Annotated in this window: 10 protein-coding genes; all 10 read right to left on the bottom strand. The window is 71.1% G+C overall.

From position 1 onward, the window contains the following. Positions 1-12: 12 nt before the first annotated feature. Positions 13-369, bottom strand: a complete 357-nt coding sequence (locus tag Q1V71_RS10520) for a hypothetical protein (protein WP_300643605.1) — start codon at positions 367-369, stop codon at positions 13-15. Continuing rightward, entirely contained in the window at positions 366-1,073 is a 708-nt protein-coding gene (locus Q1V71_RS10515) for a hypothetical protein (RefSeq protein ID WP_300643603.1), read from the bottom strand. Before Q1V71_RS10515 ends, Q1V71_RS10520 begins: the two co-directional genes overlap by 4 nt. Further along, positions 1,070-2,557: a TraM recognition domain-containing protein gene (locus Q1V71_RS10510; protein WP_300643601.1), complete on the bottom strand. Its 1,488-nt coding sequence runs from the start codon at positions 2,555-2,557 to the stop codon at positions 1,070-1,072. Before Q1V71_RS10510 ends, Q1V71_RS10515 begins: the two co-directional genes overlap by 4 nt. Next, positions 2,554-3,156, bottom strand: coding sequence for a hypothetical protein (locus Q1V71_RS10505; protein ID WP_300643599.1), 603 nt, complete (start codon positions 3,154-3,156; stop codon positions 2,554-2,556). The genes Q1V71_RS10510 and Q1V71_RS10505 overlap by 4 nt, the downstream gene beginning before the upstream one ends. A gap of 76 nt (positions 3,157-3,232) precedes the next feature. After that, positions 3,233-6,364 (bottom strand): peptidoglycan DD-metalloendopeptidase family protein, encoded by a 3,132-nt coding sequence (locus Q1V71_RS10500; protein WP_300643597.1) that lies wholly within the window; start codon positions 6,362-6,364, stop codon positions 3,233-3,235. 21 nt (positions 6,365-6,385) lie between these two features. Beyond that, positions 6,386-7,921 carry an ATP-binding protein gene (locus Q1V71_RS10495; RefSeq protein WP_300643595.1) on the bottom strand — a complete coding sequence of 512 codons (1,536 nt, stop codon included), beginning with the start codon at positions 7,919-7,921 and terminating at the stop codon, positions 6,386-6,388. Further along, positions 7,921-9,426, bottom strand: a complete 1,506-nt coding sequence (locus tag Q1V71_RS10490) for an SCO6880 family protein (protein ID WP_300643594.1) — start codon at positions 9,424-9,426, stop codon at positions 7,921-7,923. Before Q1V71_RS10490 ends, Q1V71_RS10495 begins: the two co-directional genes overlap by 1 nt. 85 nt (positions 9,427-9,511) lie before the next feature. After that, the gene (locus Q1V71_RS10485; protein ID WP_300643592.1) at positions 9,512-11,497 is read right to left on the bottom strand and encodes a type IV secretion system protein; all 1,986 of its coding nucleotides are present in this window, start codon (positions 11,495-11,497) and stop codon (positions 9,512-9,514) included. Next, on the bottom strand, positions 11,494-12,291 hold the full coding sequence (locus Q1V71_RS10480; RefSeq protein ID WP_300643590.1) for a hypothetical protein: 798 nt from the start codon (positions 12,289-12,291) through the stop codon (positions 11,494-11,496). The genes Q1V71_RS10485 and Q1V71_RS10480 overlap by 4 nt, the downstream gene beginning before the upstream one ends. Position 12,292: 1 nt before the next feature. After that, complete coding sequence (locus Q1V71_RS10475; RefSeq protein WP_300643588.1) at positions 12,293-13,108, bottom strand: hypothetical protein; 816 nt, start codon at positions 13,106-13,108, stop codon at positions 12,293-12,295. Positions 13,109-13,280: the final 172 nt, after the last annotated feature.

Below are 13,280 nucleotides of genomic sequence, written 5' to 3'. Positions count from 1 at the left end.
TCCGCGCGCCCTTCATCGCGATGGAGCGGGAGCGCGGTCCACGTCCGCGGCCGGGATCGCCCGGTCCTCCGCCGCGCGGCCGCGGGAGGCTGTCGCAGGCTCCTCGAGGTCCTCGCTCGCCTCGACGAGCTGTCGCTGCTCCTCGGTGCTCGGCACGCCGTAGCGGCGCTCAGCCATCGCCTCGACCTGCGCCACGGCGTTCCACACGTGCTCCCCGGAGGCGTGGGAGTAGCAGGCGTTGACGTGCTCCCGCGCGTGGCCGAGCTCCTTCTTGCTCGAGCGCGGGTGCTCGCCGAGCGCCTTGAGTGCGCGCTGGGCTCGCTGGATGGCCTCGGAGCGCTCCTTCATCTGCATCGGTGCCTCTGTCATTCCCTCGGTCCCTTCTCGGTGCGGGTACGCGGCTGCGGGCCGTCGAGCTCGTCGTCCTGGAGCTCGCCGGTGTCGAGGTCGACGAGCCCGAGCCGCGGCGGGCCGGCCGGCGCCGACGGCTGCGCGTGTGCCCGCCTGTTGACCGGCAGCGCGTCGACGTCGTGGGCGAAGGCGTTCTCGCGCCGCTGGCGGCTGGCTTCGGCCAGGTGCTCGTTGTGTCTCGGCTTCGCCGGCCACGTCTTGTGCTCGTCGTCGCAGTGGGCCCGCAGCCTGTTGCGCATGCGGTCGGTGAACGCCGGCAGGCAGTAGCGGTGCCACTCCTCAAGCGCGTCGCTGGTCATCGCCAGCCCGGCGCGGCGGCGCTGGTCGGCCAGCACCGCGATCTCGTGGACCAAGTGCGGGTGTAGGGGCCAGCAGCTGGGAATGAGCCCGGAGACGTCCCAGGTGTACTCGCGGTTCAGCCAGATCACGACGTCCTCGAGCCACTCCCACAGGTCGTGCCGAAGATCGGGGTCCAGGCAGGAGGCCGGCTCCCACGGCCGCGGCAACAGCGCGTGGTTGCCGAGAGCCTTCTTCTCCTCCTCGGTGCCGTTGATGGCGATGTGCAGCTCGCGATAGGCCAGCCGCACCTGGTCGCCGGGCATCGGGAACGGGAAGACCATCAGCGCGGGCGCCGCCCGGCGGGTCTGCTGCTCGGTGGTCACAGGTCATCACTCCTTGCGTGGTCGTCGTCGACGAAGCCGAGACGGCGTGCCTCGACGAGTGCCGCGGTGGCGCGGGCCTCGGGGGTGATGACCATGCGGCGGTCGTTGGTGAGGCGCGCGCGCAGCGCTCGCTGGTCGGCCAGCAGCCGTTCGCCGGCCTTGCCTTCTACGCAGCGGTGGAGCTTGGCGATGATCGGCTTGCCGTTCTCGGCGATCACCAGGGCCTGCCGCTCGGGTAGCTGGCGGACCTCCTCGGGCCGCATGATCGGGATGTCGTCGCCGGAGAAGCTGCGGCCGCCGCCGTTGAACCCGCCGGTGGAGTGGGTGACTCGGCCGATTCGGACCGTTCCGAGCAGGTCGGAGATCTCCTGGTTGAACGCGACGTCCTTGGACCCGCCGAACATCACCAGGGCGTTAGTGAGCCCGAGCAGCGCCCGGGCCTCGTGCTCACCGAAGATGCTGGTCAGCTGGGGGCGGGTCTGGGCGGCCCAGATGAACGACAGACCAAGGGCACGCTCGTTGGCCATCCGGGTGCGCAGGGTCGGTAGCGGTGCGGTGGAGGGCAGCTCGTCGAGCACCGAGACCAGGGGCGGGCACAGCCGGCCGCCCCACGGGGAGCTGTTGGCCAGCAGCAGCCCGGTGTCCAAGACGTGCTCGGCCACCGCGGTCATCAGCGGGCTGGCCGAGGCGTAGGGGTCTTCGCGGCCCAGGAGGTAGATGGTGCCGCGTCGACGGATCACGTCGGCCAGGTCGGTAGCCGGGTGCCCGTGGCTGGGGACGCAGCGGCGGCGGATGTCGGCCTGGAAGAACAACGACACCGCCTGCTGCACCGTGGTGATCGTGTTGCCGGCGGTGCGGTCGTCGCCGTTGAGCGCCCCGTGAAGCAGGCCGTGCCAGAACGGCTCGGCGTGCGGGTGCCGGCGCAGGATCTCCATCGGCTGGCTGGCCGCGGTCGGGTTCGCGACCCACTGCAGCACGTCCTCGAGGGTCTTCCCGGTCAGGGCCGCGGCGTGGAAGTAGCCCTGCAGCACCTTCGCCGACTCCGCGGCGTAGAACCGGGCGGCATCGTCGCCGGTGCCGCCGGTGATCGCACCCTTGACGGTGCCGGCGGTGAAGGCCTTGGCTCGACGCTCGGCGACCTTGGGGTCCACACAGCCGGCGATCGGGTCCCAGATCAGCTCGTCGACCCGATAGCCCCAGATGCCCTCGGCCAGCCCGAACGGGTCGAGCACCACGCACGGCCGGTCGTCACGGGAGCGTTCGGTAAGGCTGAGCAGCAGGTCCTCGACCTTCGTCAACGTCACCAGGGCAGCGCCCGGGGCACTGAGCAGCGCCGGGGTGAGCAGGTCGAGGGTCTTGCCGGAGCCCTGCGGTCCGATCACCCCGGCGGTGCGGTCCCACGGCACCCACAGCTCGCCGCCACGCGGCTCGTGCGCGTCCCCGATACGCCAGCCCACGTCCCACGGGTTGAACCTCAGCTTCATCGCTCCTCCTTCGTCCGGCGGCCGTTCAGGAGCCAGGGGCTGAGCCCGTGGCCGAGCTGCGGCCCGGTCTGTTCGGTGAGGTCGCCGGCGGTGCGCTGAACGGGTGCCGCCGCGGCGGTGGCGTGCTTGCCGTAGAGGTCGGGGCGGACGATGCCGGCGACCTTGCGCAGCCGAGTGACGCCCAGGATCTTCTCGGCCTCTGCGGCGGTGGCCATGCCGCGCATGCGTCCCGGGCCCCACCGCTGGTAGGCCCAGACGCCGACCCAGATGGTGGCGCTCAGCAGCGCGACCTCGGTCATCGCGAGGCTGACCCACACCAGTCCGCGGCCAGCCAGGCCGTCCGGTGTCGGTGTGGGCAGGCCGGCGTCGGCGTGCCCGCCGACCACGCCGGGGAGGCTGGTCCAGAAGGCGGTCCCGATCGGCGAGGGGAACGCGCCGGCGTTGGCGTCCGGCCAGGTCCACCCGGCGCCGGCGAGCAGGTTCGCGACGGAGCGGCCCAGCTGGATGCCGATGACGATGACGAACAGGGCCGCCAGGGCCACGGCTACAGGGATCTCCCAGGTCCAGGGGTAGGGGTCGCGTCGTCGCTCTCGCTGCATTGGATTCCACCTCCAGGAATCGTGGGTGGTCGAAGTTCTGGCTGGTCACCTATGTGTCGGGAGGGCTCGGCAGCGATCACACAGATTGACTCGGCTTCGAGGCGTTTTCAGCCAGCCAGGTCGAGGGGTCCACGTTGTCGGGTCCGTAGATGGAGCCGTTCTCGAGGTGGACCTCGAAGTGGAGGTGGCAGCCCCCGGAGTTGCCCTCGTTGCCTACCACGCCGATCTGCTGGCCGGGCTGCACGGTCTCGCCGCGGGCAACGGTGACCTTCTGCATGTGCGCGTACCAGGTGGTTAGCGCCCCCGGCCCACTGGTGACCTTGACGAGCCAAGGTCCGGCCCAGGTCTGGCTGGTGTCGATCTCAATCATGCCGGCGTTGGCTGCGTACACCGGTGTCCCGCACGGTGCGGCGAGGTCCGTGCCGGAGTGCCAGTTGGACCAATACGGTCCGGTCTCGCGCCAGTTGCGGGCGTCGTTGTCGGCGTACTGCGCAGGCACAGGGTAGACGACCTCGCCGCACTCCGCGTCGCTTGATGTCCCGATGGGGTTGGCGAGTGCGGCGGGGAGCACGTTGATGTGGGGGTGGTCCATGTGGTTCGCGACTGCCGACCCCCGGTCCTCCATCCGACGCCACCCCTCGTCTGCGCGGGCGACGGACCAGATGCGCTGGCGCCAGATGATGTAGTCGATGCCGAGCTCCTCGGCGTTCTGCTGTGCGTACGCCACAAGTGCGTCGCCCTTGGCCTTGCCTGCGGGGCTGTTGCCAACCATGAAGTCGGCCGCGAGTCCGGCGGGGTGGCCGTTGGAGTCGGTGGCGTTCTCGCGGTAGCCGCCGATGGTCTTGATGCCGAACATCGGGCCGAGGATGTTGACCAGGTTGGCCAGTTGCGGCTTGACCGGGCCGAGGTTGTAGTTGGTCTCGGTCGCGACCGCGCAGCCGGCGCTGCTGCCGGCGGTGGTCGCGACGACCAGCGGGTGGTCAGCAATCTTGCTGGCTTGGGTGCTGCTGTCGACCTCGGCGCTGGCCCAGGTGAGGTTGGCGCCATAGATGTGGTCGATCGGCGCGTCCTGCTTGGGCTTCTTGCAGGGCTCTGCCGATCCGCCGAAGGCGTTGGTCAGCTCAGGGGTCAGGGCGCAGTGCGAGGAGTTGTTGCCGTCCTTGCCGTCGTTGAAGTCGCCCAGGATGACTGACGGGGTGCCGGTGCCGGCGAGGTCGGTCATGGTGGCCAGCTGTCGCCGCAGCGCTTCTTTGCGATCCCCGGCGGCGTTCCCGCGAGTGTCGGCCGGGTTGTGGATGCTCCAGACCCAGATCACCTGACCGGTGGTCGTAGAGGTCAGCTGCACCAGCGGCGTGCCGACGTCCTTGCCGCCAAAGTAGGGGATGTCGACGAGGCGGCCGTCGGTCTGCTTCCACTCGTTGCGGTCCCAGATGACCCGGTTCTGGGCCTTCCCGGTGGCCGGGTACATGCCCCACTTGGCTGCGTACTGGTTGGCCAGGGCCTTGGCCTGGGGCGGGTGGACCTCCTGGAGGCCGGCGATCGAGACGCCGGCGTTCTCGATGGTCCGCATGGCGCCGGGCAGTCGCTTGTCCCAGGTGTCGTAGCCCGGCCGCTCGCCGGGCTGGTCGGTGTGGCCGGCGCCGAGCAGGTTGAGGGTGCCGACGGTGATCGGGTTGACGGTGTCGCCCTGGCAGTTGGCGACGTTGGTGGTGGAGCCGTCGTCGGGCAGGTCGGGCAGGTCTCCGCCGAGCAGGTCGGTGATGTCGCCGGAGACGTCCTCCCACTGGGCGTAGGCGTCGGGGTAGCCGGAGCGCTGCACGGCCTGCGCGGCCTGGGTGAGGGTCATGTTCTGCCAGCCGGGGATGTCGAGCAGGCCGGGGTTTCCGGTGTGCTGGGCTTCACCGAAGAAGGCACGCGCGGCGAGCACCGGGGTGGTGACCTCAGCCCGGCTCCCCCAGCCGGTCGAGGGACGCTGCTGGAACAGGCCTCCGGAGTCGCGGTCGCCGCCGGTGAGATTGACCAGCTTGGACTCTTGGATCGCGGTGGCGATCGCGATCTGCAGCCCGTAACGGGGAACCTGGAGATCGCGGGCGACCTGGGCGATAGTGATCGCGTTGCGGGCCTGCTCGGCGGTCATGGCCGGGTAGCTCGAGGCGAACCGCAGTCGCATCAACTGGGCGAGCACGTCGCCGGACGGCGGCTCGGCGGGCCGGGCGGTGTCCGCGGCGTTCACCACGCCACCGCTGGTAGCCGCGGGCCCGGGGGCGCTCTCCGGGCCCGCGCCGTTCATGGCGATGCGGGCCGAGATCCAGCGGTGGTCGGAGACCATCGTGCCGTCCCACCCCTGCTCGAGGCGCACGCCCTGGTACTGGGGGAAGAAGATGAAGTCGACGCCCTGGTTCTGCCAGCCGTAGCCGGCGGCCTTCATCTTCGCCGCCGCCGCCCACGGCAGGTTGGTGTAGGAGGCCTGGGTGTTCATGTCGCCGCCGATCAATACCGGGCCGTGGGCGGCGAGCGAGTTGCGCAGCTGCAGCAGGATGTCCATCCCCGCGGCGTACTGCTGGGGGCGGGTCAGCGGCGGGTTGCCGTGCTGCTTCGGCCAGCGGTGCGGGTTGGTCATGAGGTGAGTCGCGATCACCGACACCACGGCGCCGTCGGCGCGCTCGAGGATCACCCAGGTGGCGAACCGGTCCCAGGTGACCGGGCGGCCCTTGTAGTAGGTCTTGTCGTCGTCGACGAGCTGGACGCGGCCGCCGTTGGCCTTGGTCCAGGTCGACCGCTTCCAGAGCACGACGTTGCCCATGGCCTGCTCGGCACCGGCCCCGGACTCCGACGGTGTCGACACTCGGAAGGCGTCGTAGCCCGGGGCTGCGGCCTCGATCTGGGCGAGGCTCCAGCCGCCGGCCTCGTTCAGGGTGACGAAGTCGGGGTTCTTGGACAGCACCTTGGGCATAGAGGCCCGGAACCCGTCGAGGCCGGAGCGGCGCGGGATGTTGGCCTGGGCCATGGTGATCTTGCCCTTGACCGGGCCTCCCACGGGGCCGTCGATGGCACCGAGGTCGCCGAGCTGGGTGGGTGCTGACTGGGTGGTCTGGGTACGGCACTCGGCGGCCGCCGTGGTGGTCATGACGACCATCAGGGTCACGACGAACGGCAGCCCCATGAAGACGATCAGGACCGGCAGTCCGGCGAGCAGCAGCTTCTTCACGACAGGTCAGTCCCGGACGGCTCAGGCCGCGGCCTCGATGGCCTCGTTGGTGTAGTAGAGCTTCTTCTCCAGCGGGTGCAGCACGGTCTGGACCTTGTAGGTGGCGTCTCCGATGCACCACAGCGCGCGGCCCTTGTCCTGCATCGCCCACCCGGAGACGAGGTCCTGGGCGATCGGGCCGAGCCCGAGCATCGAGTCGAGCTCGCGGGCGACGCGCGGCTTCTGGGCGCCGAGGATCTTGATGTCGGCCAGCTCGAGGAGGTCCTTGGCGATCATCGCGGCCTGGGAGTCGGCATCGCCGACCGAGAGCAGGTCGGAGGGCTTGTGGAGGTTGCAGAACTGGATGTCGCCGCCCTTGCCGGCCATGCCGCGGGAGAGCCGCAGGTCGGCGTCGAAGCTGGCCACCGCAGCGGTTCCGAGACGCATCTGCTTCCAGACCTCGTCGCGCACGACGATGCGCAGGTCGCCGGGCTCGGCGATCTCCCGCAGGCCGCGGCCCCAGGAGTTCATGCACAGCAGCGCGATGCCGACCGCCTCATCGCCCAGGCCGTCGAGCCGGGAGAGGCTGAACGACTGGATCGGGGCGCGCCAGTCGACCTCGATGTTGGTGAAGTCGTCGAAGAGGCCGGCCAGGGTGCCGGTGACGAGCTCGCCGAGTGCGTTGCGCAGCAGCCGGGTGTCGTCGAGGAACACGCGGGTGTTCGCGTACTCGCAGGCCCGGACGAGCTCCTCGGTGGGGTTGCGCAGCAGGTCCCACAGACGCGGGATGGTGGTCTCCTTGAGGACGGTGTTGCCGGCGGCGTAGCCGGTGAGGATCTGCAGTGCGTTGCGGACGACGTCGCTCTCGTCGGGACCGAACGGGACCCGGTGCTCGTCGTCGATCTTCATGGATCCGACGAGGCCGCGGACCAGGACTAGCCAGCGCTTGAAGATGATCGTGGCGCGGCGCTGCTGTTCCTCGGCGGAGAGGTCCTTCCAGCCGTCGCCGAGCGGGCCCATGTCCAGCGGGTTGACCCGGGCCCAGAAGCCGGGGGCGATGACGAAGGGCTCGACCCCGAGCGCGCGGCACAGGGACTCGTACTCGTCCTTGACGTCGCCGGTGACCAGGGTGCGGTAGCCGAAGGGCATCATCCGGGTGCAGAAAGCCTTGGTGGTTCCGGACTTGCCGCTGCCGGGCTTGGCGAACTGGAAGATGTTGGGGTTAGTCGCCGGCACGTCGTCGCGCAGCACCCACCCGAACGGGTCGCAGTAGAACGAGCCGCCGGAGAGCTGGTCGACGCCCATCTGTGCGCCGGTCGGGGGCAGGGCGGGCGCGGAGACGAACGGCCAGAACACCGGCGCCTGGTCGCTGGTCATGCGCCAGGCCGACGCCGGCGCCGTGGCGGCCGCCCAGCCGCGGCCGCCACGAGCTGCGCCGCGGCGCGGGGAGTACTTGAAGATCCGGGGCTCCTTAGCTTCGGGCTCGAGGGCGGGGATCGTGGGCAGGTCGTGACCGAAGTCCGACAGCAGGGCGGCCATGTCGCGGCCGCCGCGGCGGTTGCGGCGAGAGGTGGTCATCAGGCGTCTCCGCTCCGGGTCAGGCTCGTTCCGAGCGGGATGGTCGAGGCGGCGAAGCCCGTGTCCTGGGCGAGGTCGAGGCGCAGCGGCGCGAACCCGGCGCGGCGGACCGATGCGTCCAGGCGGCGGCCGAACTCGGTGATCCGCAGCGTCTTGGGGACGGTGACTGTGCACACCGCGTAGGGGCGGGTCAGCGAGTTGCCGCGGGCCAGCTTGGCGTCCAGTCCGCGGGCCTTGTGGGCCTCGTCGCGCTGCTTGGCGCGGGTCTTGCGGCCGAGCTTCTCGTTCATGCCCTCGGCCAGGTCGGCGGCCCACTCGGCGTTGCCGGACTGCCGGTCGGCCTTGGACTGGGACACGATCGGGTAGGCGACGAGGAACGAGCGCCGCTCGCCGGACTCGCTCGGGGTGAGGATCGGTGCGAGTGCGCCCATCGCCACGCCGCGGGTGGGCAGCTTGATGGTGGCGCTGATCGAGTTCCAGGCGTCGTGGCTGTAGTGCCGCACCGTGGCGTCGGCACCGGACGGGCCGGCCATCGCCCACGGGACGTCGGCGTTCACGCCCGGCTCCTTCTCCCGCATGGCCAGGGCCTCGACGATGCCGGCGCGATCGCCGGGGGCGAAGCCGGTCCGGCAGGCCAGCGCGAGCTCGGGCGAGGTGAGCCACCGGACGGAGGTCATGCCCATCGGGCCGCGCAGCTGTGCCTCGATCTCGGCCATGAGCAGGTAGATCTCGCGGCAGCGTCCCTCGAAGCCGCCGCCGGACTCCTTGGCCGACCGGGCGATCCGGGTGTCGGGGACGACGATCGTCACGAACGTCTCGGTGCGCACCGACGCCTGGGTGAGGCCGTGGGCCAGGTCGCTGTTCACCACCTCGGCCAGCTCCGGGGCGTTGGCGCGGCGGTGCTTGGTGACCCACAGATCGCGCTCGGCGCCGTCCTCGGGGACGGTGCGGACCATGAAGAGGATCTCGTCGACCTTCTCGGTGCGGCCGGCGACGTCGAGCAGGCCGGCGAGCGCCTCGCCGTAGCGGTTGCGCTCCTCGACGTCCTTCATGCCGATGCCGGGGTGCACGATCGCGGCGGTGACCGCCCACGTCTTGGTGGCGTGGTCCTGGATCACCGCGACGCGCTGCAGCTGCGAGCCGTGCGGCGGGCCGTCGTGGATCTGGACCCCCTGCAGCACCCCGGGCAGGTCCGGGGTGTCGAGGTCCTCGCCGCGGCCCTGGGTGGCCTTGGCCCTAAACGAGGTCCAGCCCAGCAGCCCACCTACGGCGTACGCCGTCGAGGCGAACACCCAGCCGGTGGCCGAGCGGCCCCGGACCGGGATGACGGTGATGGCCAGCAGGAACAGCCAGACCAGGGCGAACAGGAACGCGGAGAACCACGCTCCGCGGCTGATCGCCCAGAACGCCGGGAGGCTGGCCAGCGCCAGGAACATCAGCTGGCCTCCGGAGAGGCCGAAGAACCAGCCGATGCGGTCGCGCTGGTAGTCGGCGTAGATGGTCATCGTCGGCTTCCTTCCGGGTCAATCTGGATGTCAGTGAGGTCGGGGTGGGTCGGCAGGGGCGTGAGGCGGATCGGGCGGCGCATCGCTACACCGCCACCGGGGGGATCCCGCCGGCGGCCGCACCAGCCCCACCGGCGCCGCCGGCCGCTCCCCCGCCACCGGCGGCGGGAGTCTTGGGCGTAGCTGCGGCTCCTCCGGACCCGCTCTGGCCGCCACCCGAGCCGCCGCCCGGTGCGCCACCGGTGGGCAGCGTCGGCGGGGTCGGGGGTGCCGGCGGCATGGGCGGAGTCGGCATCTGCGGGTCGTCGTCGCCACCGCTCTGCGAACCGGGGTGCGTTCCGCTGCTCTGGTCGCCGGACTGACGGCCTCCCATGCCGCTGAAGTCCGGGCCGTAGGTGCTCTGCCCGACGCCGGCCTGGTTGGTCTCGTCCGACATCAGCGAGGTCGCCTTGGCGCCGGCGGAGTTGATCCAGCCCATGCCGGTCGACAGCGCCTGTCCGACCGGCCCGAAGCTGCCGAGGAGGCCCTGGGTCGACTTGTTGAACCGGTCACCGGTCGAGGCCTCCGCGCTCTGCTCACCCGAAGACCGACCGTTGGCGTCCGTGGTCGACGCGGCCGATGAACCGCCGCCGGCGGCACCGCCGCCGAGCAGGCCCTGGAGGCCGCCCTGGATGGCCATGCCCTGTCGGAACGACGCTCCGCTGGGGGTGCCCGGGTCGACAAACGCCAGGAGCTTGAACAGCGCCAGCGGCGCCACGACGCTGATCAGGATCGTCATCACCGCCGGCAGTGCGGTGCCGAACGCCTTGGCGGTGTCGTCGGCGAGGTGGGCGGCGACACCGTTGGCGAACTGCACGCCGATGCCCAGCACCATCACCATCAGGACCGGCGTGAACGCCGCGGCGTGGAACCAGCGCAGCGACTTCCAGAACCAGGAGCGGGTGAAGTCGGAGACCAGCCCGGCCGCCGACAGCGGGCCGGTGGCGGTCAGCACCAGCAGCGACGCGGCGCGCGCGAGGTAGACCAGGACGTGCCCGATCGCGGCCAGCCAGAGGAAGATCCCGAGGAACGCGAGCGCGGTGGCCACGCCGGCGTCGGTGATGTCGTCGATGCCGAGACCGCCCAGGGGGTCCCAGTCGGGCCAGGTCTGCACCTTGAGCAGCGACTTCATCAGCGCCTTGGTGATGGCGCCGCACGCGGCGACGATCATCACGCAGTAGCCGAACCAGCATGCGCACACCACGACGAACTGGCCGGCGCCGATGAACGCCCGCGCGAGCCCCTTCCCTTCGCGCTTGAAGGCGGCAGCTCCCAGCTGGATCATCGCCAAGATGACCACCAGGGAGAGGGCGAGCCAGAGCGTGAAGGCGTAGACGTCCTTGCCCGGTCCGTCGGCGCGCAGGTCGGGGGTCAAGAACAGCTCGCTGAACGTGAGCACGATGCGCAACACGAACAGGCCGGAGTTCCAGACCGCGAGCATGGCTGCGGTCCAGGCATCGGCCGCGGCCTTGGCGATGACGTCGCCGATGGCCTCGAACGGGTTGGGGATGTCACCCAGGCCGGGGATGCCGCCGCCGAACAGGTCGCCGACGTTCGGGAGGCCAGGGATGCCGGGGATCCCGGGGACACCCGGCAGGCCCGGGAGTCCAGGCAATCCGCCGTCGCAGATCGCGTCGAGGATGCCGCAGCCGTCCGGGAGCAGCCCGGCGGCCCCGTCGAGGACGTCTCCGGCGCCGTTGATCAGGTTGCCAGCTCCGTCCTTGACGCCGCCGGCTGCGTCTTTGCCGCAGTCGATCGGGTCCTTGGCGCAGTCGACGGCGTCGCCGCCGAGGTCGCACAGCGCGTCCGGGCCGGGGCAGCCCATCTTGACGTCGCGGGCCGGCAGCTGGCCGGTGGCCGCCACCGGAGCGGACTGGGCCGTCGCAGCGGCCGTGCGGGCCACCGGCTCGGCCGCGGCCGCGGCGGGCGGCTGCAGCGCGGTGGCGGCACCGAGGAGCGTGGTGAGAACCAGGACCGCCAGGGCGCCGATGCCCAGCCTGGTCACCCGGTGGAAGAGGTCGCCGGCGGTCACTGGGGTGCTCCGTTGATCGGGATCCAGCCGGCCTGCTTGTACTCCGGGGTGCCCGGCGCGACCGCCTGTGGCTGGCCGGTGGAGACCAGGTGCTCGATGTCCTCATCGCTGCCCTGGACCAGGCGCCAGTCGCCCACGCCGTCGACCTCGAGCCACCGCATGAGCTGGGTGCCGGCGTAGAGGCCATCGCTGACCTTGCCGTTGGCGGTGGTGAGGGTGACGTAGCTGAGCAGGTTCACCGCGTAGTAGCCGGTGTCGAGCTCCTCGAGGGTGTAGGCGATCGGCGTCACGGCGTACGACGCGGGCGGCGGGACGTCCCCCTCCTTCGGGACGCCGGCCTGCTGGCGGCGCAGCGCGACAGCGTCGCGGGCGCGCTGCTCGAAGACGGCCTTGTCCTCGGGGTTGGCGTACAGGCCGGCGACGGCGGCGGCCTGGTCGTAGTCGAACCCGACCTGCGCCTTGGCGACCTCGACTTGCAGCGCGACCGCGCCCAGGTCGGTCTGGGGGAACCGGGTCGGGTAGCCGTCGACCACCTCGGCGCCGGTCGGGATCACGACGCCGTCTGCGGGTGCGGTCTCCGGGGCGACCTGGTCGACGGAGGCGTTCTGCCCCTGCTGCCCGGTCTGGCTCGAGGAGTCGCCGGTGGTGTTGTCGGTGCCGCCGCTGTCGTCGGTCCGGCCGCGCGCTCCGAGCCAGACGGCGGTCGCCACGAGGGCGGCGATCGCCACCAGGACGCCCACGCGCAGCAGGGTGGTGCGGGACTCCCCCATCGAGTCGTTCATGCGGTTGCTCATCTCAGTGCTCCCCTTCGGTCTCGCCGGGGTTGGTGGGTTCGGTGTGGTCGGTGGACCAGGTGCGCCAGCCGGCCTCGTGTGCCAGCTGGGTTCCGGGCCAGGTCGCGGGCGCGGGTGCCGGCGGGGTGCCGGGGGCGACCATCCAGCGGCCGCCGACCCACTGCATGCGCTCGCAGTGCGCGAAGGCGATCTGGCCTTCGGACTTGTAGGTGGCGCTGACCTTCATCAGCACGCAGACCGTGGCCCAGTCGGGGCCGTCGGTGCCCTTGACGAGCGCGGCGGCCGGCTCCAGGGAGACCGAGGCGCTGGGGTCCTTGACCTCGCCCATCCCGGTGCTGGAGAGGAACGCGCGGACGCTGGCGGTGATCCACCAGTCCTCCGCCCGGACCCCGCCGGGCAGCGCCCAGGCGTTGTAGACCTCCTCGGCGGTGCTCAGGCTCATCGACTGCAGCACCGCGAGGTCGATCTGGGCCAGTTGGCCGATCGCGCCCTCCGGGGTCTGCGGGAACCCAGTCATCACGAAAGCGGGTCCGTTGACGCCGGTACCGGCCGGGATTTTGATCTCCGGGGCCTTGGCGCTGGTGGTCTCGGCCGGGAAGGCCGCGCTCTCGGGCACGGTCAGCATCGGCTCGGCCGCGATGTCGTCGCGATGCGCGGCACCGCGGGCCACCGTCGAGCGCTCGGTCTCTCCGGTGGCCACGCCGGTGTTCGCGCTGGCCTCGCCACCGATACCGGAGACCGCCAGGTAGACCGCGTACACGAGGCCGCCGAGCAGGAGCGCAGCCACGGCGACGGCGGCGGCAAGGATGCCGAGCAACCGGCGCCGGCTCCACTCGCTGGTGCCCTCTGGCGGATTCAGGGGCCGGTCGCAACACCCTGGGTTTGGTCTTCGGCGAGCAACTTAGCGAAGACCTCTGCTGGGGTGTAGAAGCCGAGTCGTTTGCGGGGCCTGTTGTTGAGCTCGCGGGCGATCTCGGCGAGGTCTTCAC

This window comes from Nocardioides sp. (assembly GCF_030149505.1).
Classification (GTDB): Bacteria; Actinomycetota; Actinomycetes; order Propionibacteriales; family Nocardioidaceae; genus Nocardioides.
Note: the sequence above shows the minus strand (reverse complement) of the source record. Positions and strands in the feature narration are given on the sequence as shown.

Excerpts from the sequence above, each read along its gene's own strand:
- Q1V71_RS10520 (WP_300643605.1), bottom strand. The coding sequence starts at position 369 with ATGACAGAGGCACCGATGCAGATGAAGGAGCGCTCCGAGGCCATCCAG.
- Q1V71_RS10495 (WP_300643595.1), bottom strand. The coding sequence starts at position 7,921 with ATGACCACCTCTCGCCGCAACCGCCGCGGCGGCCGCGACATGGCCGCC.
- Q1V71_RS10510 (WP_300643601.1), bottom strand. The coding sequence starts at position 2,557 with ATGAAGCTGAGGTTCAACCCGTGGGACGTGGGCTGGCGTATCGGGGAC.
- Q1V71_RS10505 (WP_300643599.1), bottom strand. The coding sequence starts at position 3,156 with ATGCAGCGAGAGCGACGACGCGACCCCTACCCCTGGACCTGGGAGATC.
- Q1V71_RS10480 (WP_300643590.1), bottom strand. The coding sequence starts at position 12,291 with ATGAGCAACCGCATGAACGACTCGATGGGGGAGTCCCGCACCACCCTG.
- Q1V71_RS10490 (WP_300643594.1), bottom strand. The coding sequence starts at position 9,426 with ATGACCATCTACGCCGACTACCAGCGCGACCGCATCGGCTGGTTCTTC.